Below are 23,617 nucleotides of genomic sequence, written 5' to 3'. Positions count from 1 at the left end.
GGGGATCAGGACTCAGGGTCTGACCCGGATTATGGCCATCAACGACATCCACACCCCAGTACTGCTCGAACGCTGCGTCGAGTTGCTCGGCCCGGCGCTGGAGCGCCCCGGCGCGGTCCTCGTCGACGCCACCCTCGGCATGGGCGGGCACGCCGAGGCGTTCCTGCAGCGCTTCCCCGGGCTGACCCTGGTCGGACTCGACCGGGACCTCGACGCCCTGGCCATCGCCGAGGAGCGGCTGAAGCCGTTCCGCGACCGGATCCACCTCGTGCACACCATCTACGACGGCATCCAGGACGCCCTGGCCGGCCTCGGCATCACGGAGGTGTCCGGTGTGCTCTTCGACCTGGGCGTGTCCTCCCTGCAGCTCGACCGGGTCGAGCGCGGGTTCTCCTACTCCAAGGACGCGCCCCTGGACATGCGCATGGACAACACCAGCGACCTGACCGCCGAGCGCATCCTCGCCACCTACAGCGAGCAGGAACTGCGCCGGATCTTCCACGAGTACGGCGAAGAGAAACTGGCCGCACGCTACGCCAAGGCCATCGTCGAAGCTCGGGAAACGACGCCGTTCGTGCGCTCCGCCCAGTTGGTCGCCGTCATCACCGCCGTCACCCCGGTCGTCGTCCAGCGCGCCGGCCACCCGGCGAAACGGGTCTTTCAGGCGCTGCGCATCGAGGTGAACCAGGAACTCGCCGTGCTCGAACGCGCGATCCCGGCGTCGCTCGATGCGGTCTCCGTCGGCGGCCGCATCGTCGTCATGGCCTACCAGTCCCTCGAAGACCGGATCGTCAAGAAACTGCTGGCCAAGGCCTCCAGCTCCAGCGCCCCGGCCGGCCTCCCGGTCGAGCTGCCCGAACACAAACCACTATTCAAGCTTCTGATCCGCGGCGCCGAAATGGCCTCGGAAGACGAAAAAGCGATGAACCCGCGTGCCACGTCGGTTCGACTTCGCGCCGCCGAGCGACTGAGGAGAGCAGCATGAGCGACAACCTCGCACGCGCACCACGACCGAACTGGGCGACCGAGCCCGCCGCCGCGGTGGAGGAACGCCGCCACATCGAGATCGTGTCCTCGAGCAGCCAGCGCCGGGCCCGACCGAAGATCGTCTACGCCCTCTCCGCCGTCACCGGCGTCTCACTGATCGTGCTCGCCCAACTGCTCCTCAGCGTCGGGATCTCCCAGTCCGCCTACGAGGTCTCCCGGCTCCAGGCCAGCCAGGTCGAACTCGGGCGCACCGCGGAGAGCGTGACCGAAGACCTCGTGCGGTCGTCCTCGCCGCAGAGCCTCGCGGCCAACGCGGAGGCCCTCGGTATGGTCAGCAACTCCAACCCGGTCTACCTCCGGCTGTCCGACGGCGCCGTGCTCGGCGCTCCGGCCTCGGCCGCCGGCAGCCAGGGCGGCGCCGCCAGCCTGGTGCCCAACTCCCTCCTCGCCGGGGTGCCTCTCGTGACCCAGCTGCCGCAGGGCAGCGGCCAGGGTGCCAGCGTGGGCGGCTCGGTGGCCCCGGCCCCGGCCGCCGCGCCTGCCGCAGCTCCGGTCGCCTCGACGGCCACGCCGAACGGACTGCCGACGCCCGCGACCCGGTAACGGTTAGGCTGTTCCGGACCGCGGTCTCGTTCCAGCACGCTCGCCCGCCGCTCACCTCCAGAACCCGCCAAACCAGTGGCCCCGGCCGCAGTAAGGACTCACAGGTGGCGAGCAGCACCCGGTCAGGCAGACGGCGCATCGCAGTGACGGTCGTGCTGTTGTTCGCATTCGTCGCCGTGTTCGTGGTCCGGCTGGTGGACATCCAGATCGTGCGCGCCGACACGCTCAACGCCGACTCGCTCGGCAACCGATCGGTCGAGCAACCCGTCTACGGCTCCCGCGGCGACATCGTCGACGCCAACGGCGTGGTCCTGGCCGGCACGGTCATGCGCTACAACATCACCCTGTCGCCACGGAACGCGGCCGAATTCGAACGCACCACCGACGCCGGCAAGGTGACCGTGACCGTCGCCCAGGCCGCGGCCGAGGTCGGCGCCCTCACCGGGCAGTCCGGGGACGCCATCCTCAAGATCATCGCCGACGCCCTCGCCGAGAACAAGGACTCCGACTACGCCTTCGTCGCCCGCGCGGTGGACGTCTCGGTCTTCCGGGCCATCGACAAGCTCGAGATTCCGTGGATGTACGCCGAGAAGAATCCCAGCCGGGTCTACCCCGACGGCGCCGTCGCCGGCAACCTGGTCGGGTTCGTGTCGTCCGTGGGGGAGGCGCAGGCCGGGCTCGAGCTCGGCCAGGACGCCTGCCTGGCCAGCAGCAACGGGATCGAGACCTACGAGAAGGGCGCCGACGGTGTTCGCCTGCCGCAGAGCACGGTGACCACCAGGCAGGCCGAGAACGGCGGCGACGTCGTCACCACGATCGACTCCGACCTGCAGTGGTACGTGCAGCAGGTGCTGGCCAAGCAGGCCATCGCGACCGGGGCGGCGTGGGGCAACGTCGTCGTGCAGGAAGTGAAGACCGGCAAGCTGGTGGCTGTGGCGGACTACCCCTCGGTGGACCCCAACAACGTCAACGGCACCCCGAACCCCGACGACCGCGGGTCGCGGGCGTTCACGGCCTCCTTCGAACCGGGCTCGACGTTCAAGGCACTCACCGCGGCATCCGTGCTCGATGCGGGCGTGGCCACGCCGTACAGCAAGGTCGTCGCGCCCTACCGGTACCTCCCGGCGAACGGTGCCAACGTGAACGATAGCTCCGGCCACGCCGACCTGAACCTCACCCTGACCGGCGTGCTGATCGAATCCTCCAATACCGGGATGTCCAAGTTCGGCGAGATGATCAGCGATGAGCAGCGCTACGACTACATGACCAAATTCGGGATCGGCGCGGTCACCGAATCGGGCTTCCTCGCCGAGGACTCCGGCATCCTGCACCCGTGGCAGGACTGGGACAACCAGACCAAGTACGCGACCATGTTCGGGCAGGGTCTGACGACCACGGCACTGCAGGTGTCCAGCATCTACCAGACGATCGGCAACAACGGGGTACGCATGCCCGTGCAGCTGGTGGCGGGCTGCCGGCACGCCGACGGCACCATGACCGAGGTCCCGCCGACGACCGGGACACCGGTGATCTCGGCCACCGCCGCGCGCGACACCGCCGACATGCTCGAGATGGTCTACCAGAAGGGCTGGCTGGCCGCGAAGTGGAACATTCCCGGCTACCGCGTGGCCGCCAAGACTGGCACGGCGCAGATGCCGGACGGGCAGGGAGGGTACACCAAGGGGTACCTGGTGTCGGTCTCCGGCTTCGCCCCGGCCGACGATCCGCAGTACGTCGTGTCCGTCAGCCTCGCCGATCCTGTTAAACTGAACTCTTCGGCGGCATCTGCTCCGGTCTTCCAGGAGGTCATGAGCCAGGTGCTGAAGAAGTACCGGGCGGTTCCATCGGGCGCCACCGCGCCTGCCCTTCCCGGTACCTGGTAAGAAAGCGAGCCCCCGTGACCGAATTGGCACCCTCGGCTCTCCGTCCTCAGCATCCGGTCCCCAGATCGTTGTCGGGACTGGTCGATGAATTCGAACTTTATTTGCGCGGCGACGTGGATGGCCTCGAGGTCACCGGCGTCAGCCTGAGTTCGCGCACAGTGCAGCCCGGAGACCTCTACGTCGGCGTACCCGGACGGGCCAGCCATGGCGCGTCCTTCGCCGCGGCCGCCCGCGAGGCCGGCGCCGTCGCCATCCTGACCGATGAGGCCGGCGCGCTCCTCGCCGCCGGCAGCGGCCTCCCCATCCTGGTGACCCCCGACGCGCGCGCCGCGCTGGGAGCCGTCGCCGCCTGGATCTACCGCACGGAGGACAACCCGGCGACGCTCTTCGCCGTCACCGGCACGAACGGCAAGACCAGCGTGGTCTACCTGCTCTTCGCCATCCTGAATCAGCTGGGCGTCGTGTCCGGGCTCACCTCGACCGCCGAACGCCGCATCGGCGAGCTGGCCGTCGTGAGCGCCCTGACCACCCCGGAAGCCACCGAACTGCACGCGCTGCTGGCACGGATGCGCGAGGCCGAGGTTCGGGCCGTCGCCATCGAGGTGTCGGCGCAGGCGCTCAGCCGCCACCGGGTCGACGGCCTCGTCTTCGACGTGGCCGGGTTCACCAACCTGAGCCACGACCACCTCGACGACTATGCCGGCCTGGACGAGTACTTCCAGGCCAAGCTCGAGCTCTTCCAGCCCGACCGCTCCCGCCGCGGCGTGATCACGGTGGACTCCGGCTGGGGTCGCCGGATCGTCGAGGAGTGCCGCATCCCGGTCACCACCCTCAGCAGCAACCCCGCGGTCGACGCCGACTGGCACATGAGCATCGTCGACGAGAGCGCGCTCTACACCGAGTTCCTGCTCGAGGGCCCGGAAGGCCGTCGGCTGCAGACCCGGGTTCCCCTGGTCGGCTGGTTCATGGCCGCCAACGCGGCCCTCGCCATCCTGCTGCTGGTCGAATCCGGCTACGACCTCGAGGCCATCGCGCACACGCTCGACCGCGACGGCGGCATCGACGTCTACATCCCCGGTCGGGCCGAGCGCATCTCGGGCGACGCGGGCCCGCTCGTCTACATCGACTACGGCCACAGCCCGGATGCGTTCCTGAACACCCTGGCCGCCATCCGCAAGTTCACGCCCGGCCGCCTGATCATGGTGTTCGGGGCCGACGGCGACCGCGACACCACCAAGCGCGCCGACATGGGCGCCATCGCGGCGCGCGGGTCGGACATCGTGGTCGTCACAGACTTCCACCCGCGGTTCGAAGACCCCGCGGCCATCCGTGCCACGCTCCTGGCAGCAGCCAGGGAAGCCGTCCCCGACGGGGAGTTCTACGAGGTCGCGGATCCCCGCACGGCGTTCCGCACGGCACTCTCACTAGCGAAAGAAGGCGACGCGATCTTGTACGCGGGACCAGGGCATGAAAATTATCACGAAGTCGCCGGCGTCAAGATTCCGTACTCCGCCAGGGACGATTCCCGCCAGGCGCTGCGCGAAGCCGGGTGGCTGTAGATGATCGCCCTCACCCTGACCGAGATCGCCGCGGCCGTCTCCGGGGTCCTCCACCTCGACGGCAGCGCGCTGACCGCCGAGTCCGTCGTCGACGGCACGGTGCACACCGACTCGCGCGAATCCGTGCCCGGTTCGATCTTCGTGGCCAAGCCCGGGGACGTGACCGACGGCCACCTCTTCGCCCCGTCCGCCGCCGGGCAGGGCGCGGCGCTTTTGATCGTCGAACGGCGCCTGGACCTGCCCGTGGCCCAGATCGTCGTCGCCGACGCCGTGGTGGCGCTGGGCGACCTGGCCACCGAGGTCGTGCTCCGCGTGCGTGCCGCCGGCATCCTGAAGATCGTCGGCGTCACCGGCTCGAACGGCAAGACCACCACCAAGAACCTGATCCGGGCCGTGCTCGAACGGGTCGGGCCCACCGTCGCCGCCCGGGCCTCCTTCAACAACGAGGTCGGCGCGCCGCTGACCATGCTCGAACTCACGATGGACACCCGATTCCTCGTGGCCGAAATGGGTGCGAGCGCCGTCGGCGAGATCGCCCGGCTGATCAGGATGGCCCGTCCCGACATCGGCATCGTGCTCAAGGTCGGCCTCGCCCACGCGGGCGAGTTCGGCGGCATCGAGGCCACCGTCCTGGCCAAGACCGAGATGGTCACCGACCTGCTGGCCACGGATGTCGCCGTGCTGAACGCCGACGACCCGCGCGTCGCCGGGATGGCCGCCGCCACCGCGGCCCGGATCGTCTGGTTCGGCCAGTACTGCGACGAGGGCGTGCGCGCCACCGACGTGCACGGGACCGCGACCGGCACCACCTTCACCCTGCAGCTGGCCTCGGGGGAGTCACGGCCGGTGTCCTTCCAGGTGCTCGGCGAGCACCACGTGATGAACGCACTGGCCGCCGCGGCCGCCGCCGAACTCCTCGGCGTCGGGATCGACGACATCGTCTCCGCCCTTGAATCCGTGCAGACCGCCGAGCGCTGGCGGATGCAGGTGATGGGTGGGCGTGAGGGCGTGACCGTGATCAACGACGCCTACAACGCGAGCCCCGACTCGATGACCGCCGCGCTGAAGACACTCGCCCAGATCGCCGCCCCCGGGCAGCGCACCTTCGCCGTCCTCGGCGAGATGAGCGAACTGGGCGAGCTGGCCGGCGAAGAGCATGACCGGATCGGCCTGATGGCCGTGCGGCTGAACATCTCCCAGCTCGTCGTCGTGGGCCGCGGCGCGCGGCGCATGCACATCAGCACGATCAACGAAGGATCCTGGGACGGGGAGTCGGCGTTCGTCGAGTCGTCGGACGAGGCCTTCGACCTGCTGACGAAGACGGTGCGACCGGGAGACACTGTGCTGGTCAAATCGTCCAATTCCGCCGGCCTGCGCTTTCTCGGCGACCGGCTCGGAGAGTGGTTCTCATGAGAGCACTGCTGATGGCCGGAGCCTTCTCCCTCGTCTTCACCCTGGCGTTCACGCCACTGTTCATCCGGCTGTTCAAGAAGCTGGGCTGGGGGCAGTTCATCCGCGACGACGGGCCGCAGAGCCACCACGCCAAACGCGGCACCGCCACCATGGGCGGCATCATCATCATCCTCGGCACCGTGATCAGCTACTTCTCGGCCATGTGGATCACCGGGAGCCACATCCCGATGTCGCCGCTGCTGGTGCTATTCATGATGGTGGGCCTCGGCTTCGTCGGTTTCATCGACGACTTCCTCAAGACCCGCAACCAGCGCAGCCTCGGTCTCGGCGGCTGGGCCAAGGTCATCGGGCAGGTCATCGTGGCGAGCACCTTCGCCCTCCTCTCGATCCAGTTCCCGAACATCAACGGGGTGACGCCGGCGTCGACGAAAATCTCGCTGCTGCGGGACCTGCCGCTGGACTTCATGCAGCTCGGCGCCATCATCGGCACCATCCTCTTCGTGATCTGGATCTGCCTGATCGTGGCGGCCACCTCCAACAGCGTCAACGTCACCGACGGGCTCGACGGCCTCGCCACCGGTTCCTCGATCCTCTCGATCGGCGCCTTCATCGTGATCGGTTTCTGGCAGTCCAACCAGGCCCGGTTCGGGGGAGCGGACGTCGCCGACCTCTACCGCTCCTACGACGTGCGCGACCCGCTCGACCTGGCGATCGTGTCGGCGGCCATCGTCGGCGGCCTGATCGGCTTCCTCTGGTACAACACGTCGCCGGCGAAGATCTTCCTCGGCGACACCGGGTCACTCGCCATCGGCGGCGCCCTGGCCGCCCTGGCCATCCTCAGCCGCACCGAGCTGCTCCTAGTGCTGATCGGCGGGCTGTTCGTGTTCGAGGCCGGCTCCGTCATCGTGCAGCGCGCCTACTTCAAACTCACCCGCGGCAAACGCATTTTCCTGATGAGCCCGATCCACCATCACTTCGAGCTCAAGGGCTGGGCCGAAGTCACCGTCGTGGTGCGCTTCTGGATCATCGGCGGCCTCCTGGTGGCCGCGGGCGTCGGGTCGTTCTACCTCGAATGGCTGGCCAGCTAGTGACCGGAAGACACTCCGGCGGCGCCTCGCTCGCCGCAGCGGATGCCGCGCGCCTGGACGGCCTGACCAGCTGGCACTCCGACTGGTCCGGCCTGCGGGTGGGCGTGCTCGGCCTGGGCGTCACCGGCTTCGCGGCCGCGGACACCCTCGCCGAACTCGGCGCCGAGGTGCTCGTCGTGGCCGGGACGGCACCGGAGCAGACCATCCGCCTGCTCGACGTGATCGGGGCGGGCCTCGTGCAGGCCGCCCCGGCCACCGTGCCCGCCGAACTGATCGAGCACCGGCCGGACGTGCTGATCGCATCGCCGGGCTTCCACCCCGACCACCCGCTACTGCTCTGGGCTGCGACCGCCGGCATCCCGGTCTGGGGTGACATCGAGCTGGCCTGGCGCCTGCGGGACAAGGTCGGTGCCCCGGCCGAATGGATCCTCGTCACCGGCACCAACGGTAAGACCACCACGGTGCAGCTCACCGCCACCATGCTCGCCGCAGCAGGCCACCGGGTGGCGCCCTGCGGCAACATCGGCGTGCCCGTGCTCGACGCCGTGCGCGACCCGCAGGGCTGGGACGTGCTCGTGGTCGAGCTCTCCAGTTACCAGCTGCACCATCTGCCCCGCACCGGTCCGGGAGCGCTCGTGCCCTGGGCCAGCGTCTGCCTGAACATCGCCGACGACCACCTCGACTGGCACGGCTCGGCCAAGGCGTACCGCGACGCGAAAGCCACGGTCTACGCGAACACGAAGTCGGCCTGCGTCTACAACAAGGCGGATGCCGCCACGATGCGCATGGTCGAGGACGCCGACGTCGTCGAGGGGGCTCGGGCGATCGGCTTCGGCCTCGGTGTGCCCGGTCCCAGCGACCTCGGCATCGTGGACGGAATCCTCTGCGACCGCGCGTTCCACGAGGACCGGCACGAGACGGCCGTGGAGATCACCACCGTGCAAGACCTCCGCGCCAACGGGCTCAGTGCGCCGCACCTCCTCGCCGACATCCTCGCGGCCAGCGCCCTCGCCCGGTCCTTCGGCGTGCCCGCCGCGGTCATCCACGACGCGCTCGAAGACTTCAGGCTCGACGCGCACCGGATCGAGATCGTGGCCGAGGCCGCCGGCATCCGCTGGATCGACGATTCGAAGGCCACCAACCCGCACGCGGCCGACGCGTCACTGACCGCGTTCGACTCCGTCGTCTGGCTCGTCGGAGGCCTGCTCAAGGGCGTCGACATCGACCAGCTGGTGGCCGGCCACGTCGGGCACCTGCGGGGCGCCGTCATCATCGGAGTCGACCGTTCCGTGCTGCGCGACGCATTCCGGCGACACGCGCCCGAGCTGCGGGTGTTCGAGATCGAGGCCGACGACACTGGTCAGGTCATGCCGGAGGCCGTGCGGCTGGCGGCCGACCTCGCCGAAACCGGCGACGTCGTGCTCCTCGCGCCGGCCGCCGCATCCATGGACCAGTTCACCGACTACGCCCAGCGCGGCCGGTTGTTCGCCGAAGCCGTGCACGAATATCTTGGAGGTGATCGGGGTGGCGACTCCGCCTCGGACCCGCGCGCCCAGGCCTGACCTGGCCGCGGCGACCGCCGCCACCCGGACGGCGGGGCCCCATGCTACGGGACCCGCTCCGGAGGCCGAGGACGCGGGGCACGCCGCCCGCATCCATCTCGGCCGGGTCCTGCACGCCGAGTCCGCCAGCTACTTCCTGCTGCTGGGCACGACCCTGTTCCTGATCGTGTTCGGACTGGTCATGGTGCTCTCGTCCTCCTCGGTGGACTCCTACCTGGAGAACACCGGGTTCTTCGGCACAGTGCTGCGCCAGGGCGGGTTCGCCCTGATCGGGGTGCCCCTGATGTTGCTGATCAGCCGGCTGCCGCTCAAGTTCTGGCGGCGCGTCTCCTGGCCGGCGCTGATCATCTCCTGCCTGCTCCAGTGCCTGGTAGTGTTCACGCCGCTCGGCATCGAAGTGGCCGGCAACACCAATTGGCTCTCCATCGGCGGGATCCAGTTCCAGCCCTCCGAGGGCATCAAGCTGGCCCTGGTCATCTGGCTCGGCATGATCTTGTCCCAGAAGCAGAACAAGCTCGACGACTGGCGCCACGTCTACATCCCCGTCTTCGGCGTGGGCGGCGGCGCCGTCATGCTGGTCCTGATCGGCGGGGACCTCGGCACCGTCATGATCATGGCGGGCATCCTCTTCGGCGCGCTCTTCTTCGCCGGGGTGCGCCTGCGCATGCTGGGCCTTCCGCTCGGGGTCGGTGCCGTGCTCGCTCTCCTGATGGCGTTGACCAGCTCCAACCGGATGACGCGCATCCTGAGCTTCCTCGGTGACGGCTGCGACGCGGTCGACGGCCCCATCTCGGCCGCCTGCTGGCAGCCGTTGCACGGTACCTGGGCCCTCGCCAACGGGGGAGTGTTCGGCGTGGGGCTCGGCAACTCCAAAGCGAAGTGGTCCTGGCTGCCCGCCGCCGACAACGACTATATCTTCGCCATCATCGGCGAGGAGCTCGGCCTGATCGGCGCGATCGTGGTGCTGGCCATGTTCATCCTCCTGGCGTTCGCGTTCCTGCGGATCATGCGCACCAGCGTGAGCATGCAGGCCAGGGTCTCCACCGCGGCCGTCATGGTCTGGCTGATCGGCCAGGCGTTCGTCAACATCGGCGTGGTCCTCGGCGTGTTCCCCGTTCTCGGCGTGCCGCTCCCGCTGGTCTCGTCCGGCGGCACAGCCCTGCTGTCGACGCTGGGCGCCATCGGAATCGTGCTGTCCTTCGCCCACGGCGACCATGCCGGCTCGCCGGCCAACGCGGCCTCGCCGGCCAACACAGCGCTGACGGGAGAGAACCGGTGACCACCTACCTTCTGGCCGGAGGCGGAACCGCCGGCCACGTGAACCCCCTGCTGGCGGTGGCGGACACCATCGCCGCGCGGGAACCGGACGCCACTCTGATCGTGCTCGGCACCCGGGAGGGGCTCGAGGCCAGGCTGGTTCCCGCCCGCGGCTACGAGCTCGTGTTCGTGCCCCGGCTGCCGTTCCCGCGTCGTCCGAACCGCCAGGCCCTCACTTTCCTGCCGCGGTTCAACCAGGCGGTCGCCGACCTTGCCGACCTCCTCGCCGCCCGCGGCGTCGACGTCGTGGTGGGTTTTGGCGGCTACGTGTCCACGCCGGCGTACCTGGCCGCCCGCCGGTCAGGCATCCCCATCGTCATCCACGAGGCCAATTTCAAGGCCGGCCTGGCCAACCGGCTGGGCGCCTGGTTGACCCACCATGTCGGTGTCGCCTTCGCCGGCACCCGGATCCGGCGCGCGCACACCGTCGGGATGCCGCTGCGCGCCGAAATCGCCGAGCTGGACCGGGACGCGACTCGCCCGGAGGCGCTCGCCTTCTTCGGCCTCGCCGAGGAGCGGCCCACCCTGCTCGTCACCGGCGGATCCCTCGGCGCGAGAAGACTGAACACGACGATCGTCCAATCCGCGCCCGCGCTGATCGCCGCCGGGTGGCAGGTGCTGCACATCACCGGCGACAAGTCCGAGGTGAGCGACCCCGGTCTGGGGCACTATCGCATGATCTCCTATTGCGACCGGATGGACCTGGCGCTGTCAGCGGCGGACTTCGCCGTGTCCCGGTCCGGCGCCGGCACGGTGTCCGAGCTGAGCGCCCTGGGCATCCCGGCCGCGTACGTGCCGTACCCGGTGGGCAACGGCGAGCAGCGCTTCAACGCGGCCGACGTCGTCGCGTCCGGCGGCGGAATCCTCGTCGATGACGCGGACTTCCTCCCCGAATGGGTCCGGGACGAGCTCATCCCCGTGCTGAGCGACCGGTCGCGGGTGCGCCGGATGGGCGTCGCGGCGGCATCCGCCGGGGCCAGGGACGGCGCCGCCAGAATGGTCGACTTCATTCAGGGCGCGGTCCGGGGGTAACCGCCCGGGTTCGCGCCCGCCGCGGTCAATCCGGCATTCCGGGGCCGCGGCGGCTAACGTGGTTTCAGCACACCGAGCACCTGTCTTCAACCATTCGTCTCCACATTCGTCTCCGACTGAGAAGAGCGCAGCAACCGTGATCAAGCCCGATCTGAACCTCACCATTCCCCGAGATCTCGGAACGGTGCATTTCGTGGGCATCGGCGGCTCGGGGATGAGCGGCATCGCGCGCCTGTTCATCGACGCCGGGCACACGGTGACCGGGTCTGACGTGCGGGAGTCGGACAACGTGCTGGCACTGCGCAAACTGGGCGCGCGCATCGCGATCGGCCACGCGGCCGAGAACGTCGGCGACGCCGACAGCCTCGTCGTCACGGGCGCGCTCTGGCAGGACAACCCCGAGTACGTGCTGGCCAGGGAGAAGGGCCTCCCGGTGCTGCACCGGTCGCAGGCCCTGGCCTGGCTGATCGAGAAGCACCGTCTGGTCGCCGTGGCCGGCGCCCACGGCAAGACCACCTCCACCGGCATGATCGTGACCGGCCTGCTCGGCCTGGGACAGCACCCGAGCTTCGTCAACGGCGGCGTGATCGAGTCCCTCGGCGTGTCGGCGGCCAGCGGAACCGACGATCTCTTCGTCGTCGAGGCCGACGAATCCGACGGGTCGTTCCTGCTCTACAACACGGCCGTGGCTTTGGTCACCAACGTCGACCCCGACCACCTCGACCACTACGGCTCGCTGGAAGCGTTCGAGGCGGCCTTCGTGGAGTTCGCCCAGAACGCGACCGAACTCGTCGTCATCTCCTCCGACGACCCTGGCGCGGTCAGTGTGACCGGCAAGCTGGCCGAAAAGCGCGTCATCACCTTCGGCGAGGACGACGGCGCCGACGTGCGGCTGCACTCCGTGGTCACGGACGGGCCGGTGCGCTTCGGCGTGGCGTGGGCCGGCCACGACTACTTCGCCACCCTCCGCATCCCGGGCCGGCACAACGCCATCAACGCCGCCGGGGCCTTCGCTGTGCTGGTGGGACTCGGGTTCGAGGCTGAAGCGTCCCTGGCCGCCATCTCGGAGTTCGGCGGCACGGAGCGCCGGTTCGAACTGCACGGCACAGTCGGCGGCGTGAGCGTCTACGACGACTACGCCCATCACCCGACCGAAGTGGCCGCAGCCCTGTCCGCCGCCCGAACCGTGGTCGGCTCCGGCCGCATCATCGCCGTGCACCAGCCGCACCTGTACAGCCGCACCCGGCTCTTCGCGCAGGAATTCGCGGACGCCCTCGAGACCTGCGCCGACCAGACCGTCGTACTGGGCGTGTACGGCGCCCGGGAAGACCCCGAGCCCGGCGTCACCGGCACGCTCGTCGCCGACCGGTTCCTCGACCCGTCCCACGTGGTCTACGTGCCCGACTGGCAGGAGGCCGCGGACTACGTCGCCTCCATCGCCCGGGACGGCGACTTCGTGGTCACCCTCGGCTGCGGCGACGTGTACCGCATCGTTCCCCAGCTCCTCGGCTCGCTCACGCGGGCGCGCGGATGAGCCGCGCCCGGGCATGAGGCGGCCACAGGGCTTCGAACGTCCGGTCGTTCCTCCCGCCGAAACGCCGACCGACAGCGCCCCGCCGGCGCGCAAGGGGGCCGGCATCCGTCGCCCCGTGCGCCCGCCCGCCGCCCAATCTTTCGTGCGCGGTTCGTGGCCCTCGCGTGGCGCCGCGTCCACCGAACCGAACACCGAGTCGTTCACCGAGCCGATCACCGTGCAGCCGGCATCCGCCCTTCCGGGTCCCCTGGCCTCGGTGTCTCCACTGCGGCCGGGCTCGGGCGCGAGCCCCGCACCCACGCCGCCTGCGGACACGCGCTCGACGAAGACGCAGCCGGCCGACAAACCTGCGGCGCCCCTCACACCGGCCGGGGCCAGGCTCAAGCTGCGGGCCGCCCGGCGGGCTCGGAAACGCTACGAGCGCGAGGAGGTCAGGCGGTTCACCTGGCGGTCACGCCGCCGGCGCAATGCCTGGCTGGCGTCCCTGGGCGTCACCGTCGTCCTGGCCGCTTTCGTCGTCGTCGGCGTCTACTCGCCGCTGATGGCGCTGCGCACGATCGAGGTCGTCGGAGCGAACCGGATCCCGGCGGACAAGATTCAGGCGGCTCTGGGCGACCAGCTCGGCACGCCGTTGCCGCTCGTCGATCTGGCCGAGGTGAAGAAGGACCTGTCCGAGTTCACCCTGATCCAGAGCTACGTCACCGAGAGCCGCCCGCCCGCCACACTGGTGGTGCGCATCGTCGAGCGCGAGCCGGTCGGGGCATTGGCGACCGGCGCGGGCTTCGACCTGGTCGACGCGGCCGGAGTGGTGATCCAGAGCAGCCCGGAGCGCCCGGCCGGGTACGCCACCATCGATGCGCGCTCGGGGTCGGGCAGCGCCGGCTTCCTCGCCGCGACGGCCGTGATCGCCGCTTTGCCGGAGAGCATCCGCACCGGACTGGACACAGTGACCGCGGCCACCAAGGACGATGTCACCCTGACGCTGGTCGGCGGGGCCCGCGTGGTCTGGGGAAGCGCGGAGAAGTCGGAGTACAAGGCGGTCGTCCTGGCCGCCCTGATCGTGAGCCACCCGGTGGGCACCGTCGGCGAATACGACGTGTCCTCGCCCGACAGCGCCGTTCTTCGCTGAATCGGCGAGTTCTTCGCTGAGTTCTGGGCTGAATCTTCGCGACACGCGGGCGCGCCTCCCCGTCCCGGCACGGCTGGCGCATAACTTCGATACAGGAATTGCATACTCAGCATAACTTTAAACTTCGACAAGAGGTTTAGGGTTCCACCGGAGGCCGGACGTGTCAACAACAAATCAGAACTACCTCGCAGTCATCAAGGTTGTTGGAATCGGTGGCGGCGGTGTCAACGCCGTCAACCGCATGATCGAGCTCGGCCTCCGCGGGGTCGAGTTCATCGCCATCAATACGGATGCCCAGGCGCTCCTGATGAGCGACGCCGACGTCAAACTCGACGTGGGCCGCGACCTCACCCGCGGCCTCGGCGCCGGCGCCGACCCCGAGGTGGGCCGTCGCGCCGCCGAGGATCACGCCGAAGAAATCGAAGAGGCCCTGGCTGGCGCGGACATGGTCTTCGTCACGGCAGGCGAGGGTGGTGGAACGGGCACCGGCGGTGCGCCCGTCGTCGCCCGCATCGCCAAGTCCATCGGCGCGCTCACCATCGGTGTCGTCACCAAGCCCTTCGGCTTCGAGGGCAAGCGCCGCCAGGCGCAGGCCGAGGCCGGCGTCGCCTCCCTCAAGAACGAGGTCGACACCCTCATCGTCGTGCCGAACGACCGCTTGCTGGAGATCAGCGACCGCGGCATCAGCATGCTCGAGGCGTTCGCCACCGCCGACCAGGTCCTCCTCGCCGGTGTGCAGGGCATCACCGACCTGATCACCACCCCCGGCCTGATCAACCTCGACTTCGCCGACGTCAAGTCGGTCATGCAGGGCGCCGGTTCCGCGCTGATGGGCATCGGCTCCTCCCGCGGCGCCGACCGTGCCATCAAGGCCGCCGAACTGGCCGTGGCATCGCCGCTGCTCGAGGCGTCCATCGACGGGGCGCACGGCGTACTCCTGTCCATCCAGGGTGGCTCGAACCTCGGAATCTTCGAGATCAATGACGCCGCCCGCCTGGTGCAGGAAGCCGTCCACCCCGAAGCCAACATCATCTTCGGTGCCGTCATCGACGACACCCTCGGCGACGAGGTGCGGGTCACCGTGATCGCGGCCGGGTTCGACGGCGGAGAGCCGGGTGCCAAGGCCGTCGAGGTGCGCCGGGCCGACCTCGTCGCCGCCGGCGTCGCGGCGGGCGTCTCCTCGAACGGCGCCGGTTCGAATGGTACCGCCGCGGACGCGAACGATTCCGCCGCCTATTCCGTCGGTGACGCCTCCGCGTCCTCGGTCTGGTCCGGCGTCGAACCGGGTGCGGCCGTCGCCGACCCCGCCTTCGAAGAAGACCCGGACGACCTGGACATCCCGGACTTCCTGAAGTAGCGGGGCGAACGGCGAGATGAGTGACCCCGACCTGGCCGGCCTGCGCGACCTGGCCGGCCTGCGCGACCTGGCCGGCCTGGCGGAGCGCCTGGCCGCCGTGCGCAGTGGAATCGCTGCCGCGGCGGCCTCGGCCGGGCGCGACCAACGGGACATCGTGACCGTCGTCGTGACCAAGTTCCACCCGGTCACCCTGATCGAGCAGCTCGTCGCCCTCGGCGTGCACGATGTCGGCGAGAACCGTCATCAGGAAGCCCAGGCGAAGGTCGAGGCCCTGGCCGGACTGGACCTGACCTGGCATTTCGTCGGCCAGGTCCAGGGCAAGAAGGCCAAACAGGTTCGGGCCTACGCCGACGTCATTCACTCCGTCGACCGGGCCTCACTGGTCGACGCGCTCAGCTCGGAATCCGACGTCATCGACTGCTTCGTGCAGGTGAACCTCACCGACGACCCGGCACGCGGGGGAGTCGACCCCGGCCTGCTCGACCCCCTGGTCGAACGAGTCCTGTCCACCTCGGGGCTGCGCCTGCTCGGACTGATGGCGGTGGCCCCGCTCGGCGAGGAACCCAGGCGGGCCTTCGCCCGGGTTCGTGAGCTGGGCGAGCGCATCCGGCTGCTGGCGCCGGAGGCGAAGTTCCTGTCCATGGGCATGTCCCAGGACTACCCGGAGGCGATCAGCGAAGGGGCGACACACCTTCGAATTGGCACAGCAATCACCGGTAATCGCCCGGTACCCGGTTAATCTGGATAAGTAGAATCACCAACACGGAGGTCGAGATGTCCAACCCGCTCAAGAAAACCATGGTTTACCTGGGCCTGGCAGACGAGGAACTCGAATACGAGGCGCCCGCTGCTGCGCCCGTGTCGACCGCCCCGCACTCCGCTGCGTCCAGTCCAGCATCGTCGCACTCGGCGGCCCCGAAGACCGCGGCTCCTCACTCCTCCGCCTCCACCTCTTCGCACTCCGCCTCGTCGCACTCCGCCGGCTCGGCCGGCCGTGCACCGGTGACACCGCTGCGCAAGACTTCCACCCCTAAGAATGTGGCTACCTCAGACATGAATGAAATCCTCACCGTCCACCCGCGCCAGTACAAGGACGCCCAGGTGATCGCCGAATCCTTCCGGGACGGCATCCCGGTCATCATCAACCTGTCCCAGATGAGCGACGCGGATGCCCGGCGTCTGATCGACTTCGCCAGCGGCCTGTCCCAGGGCCTGTACGGCAAGATCGAGCGCGTCACCGCGAAGGTCTTCCTGCTGTCCCCGTCCCACGTCGTCGTGTCCGGCGACAACGCGGCTGAGGAAACCGACGCCGAGGCGTCCTTCTTCGCCCAGTCGTAGCGCGCACCGTGTCCATCATCGGGATCATCGCGGGCCTCGCGTACTTCGTTCTGCTGCTCTATTTCTTCGTGATGTGGGGGCGGTTCATCGTCGATCTGGTGCGCAGTGTCAACCGGTCGTGGCGCCCTCAGGGCTTCACGCTCGTGCTGATCGAGTTCGTATACACCGTGACCGACCCGCCGATCAAGTTCTTCCGGCGGCTCCTGCCGCCGCTCCGGCTCGGCCCCATCGCGTTCGATTTCGGCTGGAGCCTGACCATGCTCTGCGTCATCATCGGAATGTCCGTGATGACGTTCGCGCAGAGGTTATAGACCCCCTCACACTCGGGCCATGTATTCTTGACCGACGACGCGTCCGGTCGGCGCGGTTCGACATCACGTCGGACCTTGGTACCGTTGGTCGAACGCAAACAAATGTTCACAACTCAAGTTTTAAGGGTGGAAAGCCATGGCGTTAACTCCGGAAGATGTAGTCAACAAGCGGTTCCAGTCGACTAAATTTCGCGAAGGTTACGATCAGGACGAGGTCGATGACTTCCTTGACGAGGTCGTTGTCGAGCTTCGTCGACTGACCGCTGAGAACGAGGAGCTCAAGGCTCGCGTTTCCTCCGGTGGCGGCGCCTCCGAGCCCGTTGCCGAGCCCGTCGAGTCCGCGCCGATCGCCGAAACGGTTGCCGAGCCCGTCGTGGCCGCAGCCGTGCCCGTCCCGGCTCCGGTTGTCGCCGAGCCCATCGACGAGACCGCCGGCACCACGAACCTCCTCCAGCTGGCCCGCCGCCTGCACGAGGAGCACGTCAAGGAGGGCGCCGAGAAGCGCGATGCACTCATCGCCGAGGGCCACGCCACCGCCGCCCGTCTCGTCGCCGAGGCGGAAGCCAAGCAGCGTGCGCAGCTCAACATCCTCGACCAGGAGCGTTCGGTCCTCGAGACCAAGATCGATGACCTGCGCACCTTCGAGCGCGAGTACCGCCAGAAGCTGAAGAGCTACATCGAGTCCCAGCTGCACGACCTCGACGCCACGTCGCCGGTCGAGTCGAGCAACGCCTCGAAGCCGAGCTTCCAGAGCTTTGGCGCCTAAGGTCGGAGCGAAGAAACGCTCCACTGCGCTGATCGTCCTCGCCCTCGTGGCGCTGGCCATCTACGCACTGGATCAGATCAGCAAGTTCCTCGTCGTCACGAGACTGACCGAGGGTGACGTCGTCCGGGTTCTGGGAAGCGTGCTGCAACTGCAGTTCGTCCGGAACCCGGGCGCGGCTTTTTCCCTGGCCACGGGGATGACCTGGGTTTTCTCCATCATCGCCGTCGTCGTGGTGTTCCTCATCGTCTGGTTCGCCGGACGCATCCGCTCACTCGCGTGGTCGCTCGTCTTCGGTCTGCTGCTCGGCGGCGTGCTCGGCAACCTGACCGACCGTCTCCTGCGGGAGCCGTCTTTCGGTCAGGGACATGTCATCGACTTCATCGCGACACCCTGGCTGATCCCCGCCATCTACAACGTCGCCGACATGGCCATCGTGTCGAGCATGATCATCTTCATGTACCTGACCATTCGCGGCATCGGCCTCGACGGCCGCCGCACCAGCGCTTCAGACACGTCCGACGTGGCTCCCACCCAGTTAGCACCCTGATCCTCTCTATGGAAACTCGCTCCCTTCCCCTTCCGGACGGACTCGCCGGCGTGCGCGTCGACGCCGGCATCGCCAAGCTCCTCGGCTTCTCGCGGAGTTTCGCGGCCGAGGTGTGCGAGGCCGGCGGGGTCACTCTCAACGGCGCCGTGGTCGGCAAGTCCGACCGCCTGCACGGGGGAGCCTGGCTGGAGGTGACCTGGCAGCCCCGGGAAGCCCTGGCGATCGTTCCCATCGCGGTGCCGGACCTCACCATCGTTCACGACGACGAGAGCATCGTCGTCGTGAACAAGCCGTCCGGCGTCGCCGCGCACCCCAGTGTCGGCTGGACCGGGCCGACCGTCCTCGGCGCCCTCTCCGCGGCCGGCTACCGGATCGCGACCTCAGGGGCCAGCGAACGGGCCGGGATCGTGCACCGCCTCGACGTGGGCACCAGCGGCCTGATGGTCGTCGCCAAATCCGAAGCTGCCTACACCTGGCTGAAGAAGGCATTCCACGATCGCGAAGTCGAGAAGATCTACCACGCCGTCGTGCAGGGGCACCCCGACCCGCTCGCGGGAACCGTCGACGCTCCCATCGGCCGCCACCCGCGGTCGGACTGGAAGTTCGCGGTGATCGCCGGCGGCAAGGACTCCGTCACGCACTACGAGACCCTGGAGGCGTTCCGGTCGGCGTCGCTGCTGGAGGTACACCTGGAGACGGGACGCACCCACCAGATCCGCGTGCACATGGCCGCGCAGCAGCATCCGTGCGTCGGCGACGCCATGTATGGTGCAGACCCGTCGATCACAGCGCGTCTGGGCCTGACCCGGCAATGGCTGCACGCCAGGCAGCTGGCCTTCTTCCACCCCGATTCCCGGGACTGGGTCACGTTCACCACCGAATACCCCGCCGACCTCGCGCATGCACTCGACGTGCTGCGCGATGCCTAGGCTGGAGAGTCCAACCTCAACACCTCGGAGCCGTTTTGTCCTCTCAGAATAAGTCGGGTGGATCGAATGATTCGTTCGTGCACCTCCACGTGCACAGCGAGTACTCGATGCTCGATGGTGCCGCGCGCGTCAAACCGCTGATCAACGCGGCCATCGAGCAGGGGATGCCTGCGGTCGCCATTACCGACCACGGCAACGTGTTCGGCGCCTTCGACTTCTGGCGCACCGCCACCGAGGCCGGCATCAAGCCGATCATCGGCACCGAGGCCTACATCACTCCCGGCACCGACCGGCGCGACAAGACCCGGGTGCGCTGGGGCGCCTCCGGCCAGAACCGGGACGACGTCGGCGGCGCCGGCTCCTACACCCACATGACCCTGCTCTCCGAGACCACGGCGGGGATGCACAACCTGTTCCGGCTCTCGTCCAAGGCCAGCCTGGAGGGGTACTATTTCAAACCAAGGATGGACCGGGAGCTGCTCTCCGAGTTCTCCACCGGCCTGATCGGCACGACCGGATGCGTCGGTGGCGAGGTGCAGACCCGCCTCCGCCTCGGGCAGTACGAGGAGGCGAAGAAGGCCGCCGGCGACTTCCAGGACATCTTCGGCAAGGAGAACTTCTTCTGCGAGATCATGGACCACGGCATCGACATCGAACGCCGCACCATGACCGACCTGCTGAAGCTCGCCGGAGAGCTCAAACTTCCGCTGGTCGCCTCCAACGACCTGCACTACACCCACGCCCACGACGCTACCGCCCACGCGGCCCTGCTCTGCGTGCAGTCCGCCTCGACCCTCGACGACCCGAACCGCTTCAAGTTCGACTCCGACGAGTTCTATCTCAAGACCGCCGCGCAGATGCGGCACCTGTTCCGCGACCACCCGGAAGCCTGCGACAACACGCTGCTGATCGCCGAACGCTGCCAGGTGGACTTCAACACCAAAGCCAACTACATGCCCCGCTTCCCCTGCCCGGAAGGGGAGAACGAGGAGAGCTGGTTCGTCAAGGAGAACGAGATCGGGCTGGCCAAGCGCTACCCGAAGGGCATCCCGGACGACGTGCGCAAACGAGCCGACTACGAGATCGGCATCATCATCCAGATGGGCTTCCCCGGCTACTTCCTCGTGGTCGCCGACTTCATCATGTGGGCGAAGCAGCAGGGCATCCGGGTGGGTCCCGGCCGTGGCTCGGGCGCCGGCTCGATGGTGGCCTACGCCATGGGCATCACCGACCTCGACCCGCTGATCCACGGCCTGATCTTCGAACGGTTCCTGAACCCGGACCGCGTCTCCATGCCCGACTTCGACGTCGACTTCGACGAGCGCCGGCGCGGTGAGGTGATCCACTACGTCACCGAGAAGTACGGCGAAGAACGCGTCGCCCAGATCGTCACCTACGGCACGATCAAGGCCAAGCAGGCCCTGAAAGACGCCTCCCGGGTGCTCGGGTTCCCATTCGGCATGGGCGACAAGCTCACAAAGGCCATGCCGCCGGCCATCATGGGCAAGGACGTGCCCCTGACCGGCATGTTCGACAAGGACCACGCGCGCTACCGCGAGGCGGCCGACTTCCGCGCGGTGATCGAATCCGACCCCGAGGCCCGCACCGTCTTCGACACGGCCCTGGGCCTGGAGAACCTGAAACGCCAGTGGGGCGTCCACGCCGCCGGCGTGATCATGAGCTCCGACCCGCTGATCGACATCATCCCGATCATGAAGCGCGAAGCGGACGGCCAGGTCGTCACGCAGTTCGACTACCCGGCATCCGAGGCCCTGGGCCTGATCAAGATGGACTTCCTGGGGCTGCGCAACCTCACCATCATCGACGACACCCTCGACAACATCGCGGTCAACCGTGGTCACCGGCCCGTGCTCGAGGAGCTCGGGCTGGACGACCCGCTGGCCTACGAGCTGCTCGCCCGGGGCGACACCCTCGGGGTGTTCCAGCTGGACGGCGGGCCCATGCGCTCCCTGCTGCGCCTGATGAAGCCCGACAACTTCGAAGACATCTCGGCTGTCATCGCCCTCTACCGGCCCGGCCCCATGGGCGCCAACTCGCACACCAACTACGCGCTGCGGAAGACCGGTCAGCAGGAGATCATCCCGATCCATCCCGAGCTCGAAGAAGCCCTGCAGGACGTCATCGGCACCACCTACGGCCTGATCGTCTACCAGGAACAGGTCATGTCGATCGCGCAGAAACTGGCCGGCTTCTCCCTCGGCCAGGCGGACCTGCTGCGCCGGGCGATGGGCAAGAAGAAGAAATCCGAACTGGACAAGCAGTTCGAGGGTTTCTCCGGCGGAATGGTCGCCAACGGCTACTCCATGGACGCGGTGAAGACAGTCTGGGACATCCTGCTCCCGTTCTCCGACTACGCCTTCAACAAGGCGCACTCGGCCGCGTACGGGGTGCTCTCGTACTGGACCGCCTACCTCAAGGCCAAATACCCGGCCGAGTACATGGCCGCGCTCCTGACCAGCGTCGGCGATTCGCGCGACAAGCTCGCGCTGTACCTGAACGAGTGCCGCAGGATGGGCATCCAGGTCCTGCCGCCGGACGTGAACGAGTCCATCGGCTACTTCGCGGCCGTGGGCACGGACATCCGTTTCGGTATGGGGGCGGTGCGCAACGTCGGCTTCAACGTCGTCGACGCCATCCGCCTCGCCCGGAAGGAGAAGGGGCGGTTCGAGTCGTTCCACGACTTCCTGCGCAAGGTACCGATCCAGGTGGCCAACAAACGCACGATCGAGTCCCTCGTCAAGGCCGGTGCGTTCGACTCCCTCGGAGCGACCCGGCGCGGCATGGTCGAAATCCATGAGGCCGCGGTCGAATCGGCCGTGAAAATCAAGCGCGACGAGGAACACGGCATGGTCGGGTTCGACTTCGACAGCCTGTTCGACGACCCGCAGGAAACCGAGCAGGTGCCGGACCGTCCCGAGTGGGGCAAGAAGGAGAAGCTCGCCTTCGAACGGGACATGCTGGGGCTGTACGTGTCCGACCACCCGCTGGCCGGGCTCGAGATCCCGCTGGCCAAGCACGCCAGCACCACCATCGTCGACCTGATGGCGTCGGAGCAGACCCAGGATGCCGACACCGTCACCATCGCCGGGCTGATCACGAGCGTGCAGCACCGGATCGCGAAGAAGTCGGGCAACCAGTACGGCATCATCCAGGTCGAGGACTTCGGCGGGGAGATCGCCGTGATGTTCATGGGCAAGGCCTACCAGGAGTTCTCGCCCGACCTGATCAGCGACTCCATCGTGGTCGTGCGGGGCCGGGTGAGCATGCGCGACGACGGGATGAACCTGCACGCGTACAGCATCTTCGCGCCGGAACTCGGGCAGGCCTCCGACTCGGGGACGCTGACCGTCACCCTGGCGGAGTCCCGGGCGACGACCGACACCGTGACGGCGTTGGGCGAGGTCATCACCCGCCACATCGGAACGTCAGAGGTCAGGCTCAAATTGATCAAGGGCAACACCGCGCGCGTGTTCGAGCTGCCCCACCAGGTGAAGATCAGCGCGGACCTCTTCGGGGAGCTGAAGAGCCTGCTCGGGCCCAACTGCCTGACCTAGGGTAGTATTTATCTTCTAAATCAGTTCTCCACAAGTTGAGATAGTCTCGACATGGCGTTCTATGTTTGCTAAAATTGTGCGTATGGATGACCCCACTGCAACCCTCGACGCCGCTGTGGTGGCTGCTGCGTTCGCGGCCCTCGCGGGCGAGGTGGGTGCCACGCTGTGGTGTTCAGGGGGTGCGGGGGTGCGATGACGATGGCCTGCTGCAGGTGACCGCGGCGGTGGAGCAGCTCGGCCGAAGGGTGGACGCCCTGCGGGTGGCGACGGCGGCGGCGATCGCCGACCGGTCCCGGCCCGAGCTCGATACCGGGCGGCTCTCGGTCCGGAAGGCCTGCCTCACCCCGTCGGACCTGATCCAGCGGGTGACGCTGGTCTCGCGTCCGACCGCGCAGCGCCGGATCCGGCTGGGCGCGCAGCTGCGCACCCGGTTCACCCTCGCGAGGCAGGCCCTGCCGCCCGCGTTCCCGGCGACCGCGGCGGGCCTGGCGTCCGGGGAGATCGGCCTCGACAGCGTCGACGCGATCCTGACCGCCCTGGTACCCACGCTCCGCTGCACCGACCTGGACCAGGTGCAGACGGCCGAGTCCGAACTCGTTGCCGCCGCCACCGGAGGCGGCGGCGACCACCCGGTGGCGGTGCCCGCGGACGAGATCCGGATTCAGGCCCTGGTCTGGAAGACCGTGA

Annotated in this window: 20 protein-coding genes; all 20 read left to right on the top strand. The window is 68.3% G+C overall.

What is annotated here, in order from left to right:
* The first annotated feature begins 31 nt into the window (after nt 1–31).
* A complete protein-coding gene (rsmH, locus tag E3T37_RS12940; RefSeq protein WP_134367513.1) occupies nt 32–985 on the top strand; it encodes a 16S rRNA (cytosine(1402)-N(4))-methyltransferase RsmH in 954 nt (317 codons plus the stop codon).
* A complete protein-coding gene (locus tag E3T37_RS12935; protein ID WP_134367425.1) occupies nt 982–1,590 on the top strand; it encodes a hypothetical protein in 609 nt (202 codons plus the stop codon). Before rsmH ends, E3T37_RS12935 begins: the two co-directional genes overlap by 4 nt.
* Nucleotides 1,591–1,694: 104 nt before the next feature.
* The gene (locus E3T37_RS12930; protein WP_241975795.1) at nt 1,695–3,473 is read left to right on the top strand and encodes a penicillin-binding protein 2; all 1,779 of its coding nucleotides are present in this window, start codon (nt 1,695–1,697) and stop codon (nt 3,471–3,473) included.
* 14 nt (nt 3,474–3,487) lie between these two features.
* Nucleotides 3,488–5,032, top strand: coding sequence for a Mur ligase family protein (locus E3T37_RS12925; protein ID WP_134367423.1), 1,545 nt, complete (start codon nt 3,488–3,490; stop codon nt 5,030–5,032).
* The gene (gene murF / locus E3T37_RS12920) at nt 5,033–6,445 is read left to right on the top strand and encodes a UDP-N-acetylmuramoyl-tripeptide--D-alanyl-D-alanine ligase (RefSeq protein ID WP_134367421.1); all 1,413 of its coding nucleotides are present in this window, start codon (nt 5,033–5,035) and stop codon (nt 6,443–6,445) included.
* Nucleotides 6,442–7,533: a phospho-N-acetylmuramoyl-pentapeptide-transferase gene (gene mraY / locus E3T37_RS12915; protein WP_134367419.1), complete on the top strand. Its 1,092-nt coding sequence runs from the start codon at nt 6,442–6,444 to the stop codon at nt 7,531–7,533. Before murF ends, mraY begins: the two co-directional genes overlap by 4 nt.
* Complete coding sequence (gene murD, locus E3T37_RS12910; protein WP_241975794.1) at nt 7,533–9,095, top strand: UDP-N-acetylmuramoyl-L-alanine--D-glutamate ligase; 1,563 nt, start codon at nt 7,533–7,535, stop codon at nt 9,093–9,095. The genes mraY and murD overlap by 1 nt, the downstream gene beginning before the upstream one ends.
* On the top strand, nt 9,058–10,374 hold the full coding sequence (gene ftsW, locus E3T37_RS12905; RefSeq protein WP_134367415.1) for a putative lipid II flippase FtsW: 1,317 nt from the start codon (nt 9,058–9,060) through the stop codon (nt 10,372–10,374). Before murD ends, ftsW begins: the two co-directional genes overlap by 38 nt.
* Nucleotides 10,371–11,444: a glycosyltransferase gene (locus tag E3T37_RS12900; protein ID WP_134367413.1), complete on the top strand. Its 1,074-nt coding sequence runs from the start codon at nt 10,371–10,373 to the stop codon at nt 11,442–11,444. Before ftsW ends, E3T37_RS12900 begins: the two co-directional genes overlap by 4 nt.
* A 136-nt stretch (nt 11,445–11,580) precedes the next feature.
* Nucleotides 11,581–12,978, top strand: a complete 1,398-nt coding sequence (gene murC, locus E3T37_RS12895; protein WP_134367412.1) for a UDP-N-acetylmuramate--L-alanine ligase — start codon at nt 11,581–11,583, stop codon at nt 12,976–12,978.
* A 13-nt stretch (nt 12,979–12,991) separates the two neighbouring features.
* On the top strand, nt 12,992–14,107 hold the full coding sequence (locus E3T37_RS12890) for an FtsQ-type POTRA domain-containing protein (protein ID WP_134367410.1): 1,116 nt from the start codon (nt 12,992–12,994) through the stop codon (nt 14,105–14,107).
* 160 nt (nt 14,108–14,267) lie between these two features.
* On the top strand, nt 14,268–15,464 hold the full coding sequence (ftsZ, locus tag E3T37_RS12885) for a cell division protein FtsZ (RefSeq protein WP_134367408.1): 1,197 nt from the start codon (nt 14,268–14,270) through the stop codon (nt 15,462–15,464).
* 16 nt (nt 15,465–15,480) lie between these two features.
* Nucleotides 15,481–16,203, top strand: a complete 723-nt coding sequence (locus tag E3T37_RS12880) for a YggS family pyridoxal phosphate-dependent enzyme (RefSeq protein WP_134367406.1) — start codon at nt 15,481–15,483, stop codon at nt 16,201–16,203.
* A gap of 35 nt (nt 16,204–16,238) precedes the next feature.
* On the top strand, nt 16,239–16,802 hold the full coding sequence (locus E3T37_RS12875; RefSeq protein ID WP_134367404.1) for a cell division protein SepF: 564 nt from the start codon (nt 16,239–16,241) through the stop codon (nt 16,800–16,802).
* A gap of 8 nt (nt 16,803–16,810) precedes the next feature.
* Nucleotides 16,811–17,113, top strand: a complete 303-nt coding sequence (locus E3T37_RS12870) for a YggT family protein (RefSeq protein WP_134367402.1) — start codon at nt 16,811–16,813, stop codon at nt 17,111–17,113.
* Between the two features lie 136 nt (nt 17,114–17,249).
* Nucleotides 17,250–17,879, top strand: a complete 630-nt coding sequence (locus E3T37_RS12865; RefSeq protein WP_134367400.1) for a DivIVA domain-containing protein — start codon at nt 17,250–17,252, stop codon at nt 17,877–17,879.
* On the top strand, nt 17,869–18,426 hold the full coding sequence (gene lspA, locus E3T37_RS12860; RefSeq protein ID WP_241975793.1) for a signal peptidase II: 558 nt from the start codon (nt 17,869–17,871) through the stop codon (nt 18,424–18,426). The genes E3T37_RS12865 and lspA overlap by 11 nt, the downstream gene beginning before the upstream one ends.
* 8 nt (nt 18,427–18,434) lie before the next feature.
* The gene (locus E3T37_RS12855; RefSeq protein ID WP_134367398.1) at nt 18,435–19,355 is read left to right on the top strand and encodes an RluA family pseudouridine synthase; all 921 of its coding nucleotides are present in this window, start codon (nt 18,435–18,437) and stop codon (nt 19,353–19,355) included.
* A 107-nt stretch (nt 19,356–19,462) separates the two neighbouring features.
* A complete protein-coding gene (gene dnaE / locus E3T37_RS12850; RefSeq protein ID WP_241975797.1) occupies nt 19,463–22,930 on the top strand; it encodes a DNA polymerase III subunit alpha in 3,468 nt (1,155 codons plus the stop codon).
* 179 nt (nt 22,931–23,109) lie between these two features.
* Nucleotides 23,110–23,617, top strand: a 508-nt coding sequence (locus E3T37_RS12845) for a DUF222 domain-containing protein (protein WP_166806109.1), incomplete at its 3' end; no start/stop codon positions are given.

Origin of the sequence: Cryobacterium sp. TMT2-10 (genome assembly GCF_004403075.1) — a bacterium.
GTDB classification, from domain to species: domain Bacteria; phylum Actinomycetota; class Actinomycetes; order Actinomycetales; family Microbacteriaceae; genus Cryobacterium; species Cryobacterium shii.
This window is presented reverse-complemented; position numbering and strand designations above follow the sequence as displayed.

Coding starts and splice junctions, on each gene's coding strand:
- rsmH (WP_134367513.1), top strand. CDS start 32: ATGGCCATCAACGACATCCACACCCCAGTACTGCTCGAACGCTGCGTC.
- E3T37_RS12935 (WP_134367425.1), top strand. CDS start 982: ATGAGCGACAACCTCGCACGCGCACCACGACCGAACTGGGCGACCGAG.
- murF (WP_134367421.1), top strand. CDS start 5,033: ATGATCGCCCTCACCCTGACCGAGATCGCCGCGGCCGTCTCCGGGGTC.
- mraY (WP_134367419.1), top strand. CDS start 6,442: ATGAGAGCACTGCTGATGGCCGGAGCCTTCTCCCTCGTCTTCACCCTG.
- E3T37_RS12890 (WP_134367410.1), top strand. CDS start 12,992: ATGAGGCGGCCACAGGGCTTCGAACGTCCGGTCGTTCCTCCCGCCGAA.
- E3T37_RS12880 (WP_134367406.1), top strand. CDS start 15,481: ATGAGTGACCCCGACCTGGCCGGCCTGCGCGACCTGGCCGGCCTGCGC.
- E3T37_RS12875 (WP_134367404.1), top strand. CDS start 16,239: ATGTCCAACCCGCTCAAGAAAACCATGGTTTACCTGGGCCTGGCAGAC.
- E3T37_RS12865 (WP_134367400.1), top strand. CDS start 17,250: ATGGCGTTAACTCCGGAAGATGTAGTCAACAAGCGGTTCCAGTCGACT.
- E3T37_RS12855 (WP_134367398.1), top strand. CDS start 18,435: ATGGAAACTCGCTCCCTTCCCCTTCCGGACGGACTCGCCGGCGTGCGC.
- dnaE (WP_241975797.1), top strand. CDS start 19,463: ATGCTCGATGGTGCCGCGCGCGTCAAACCGCTGATCAACGCGGCCATC.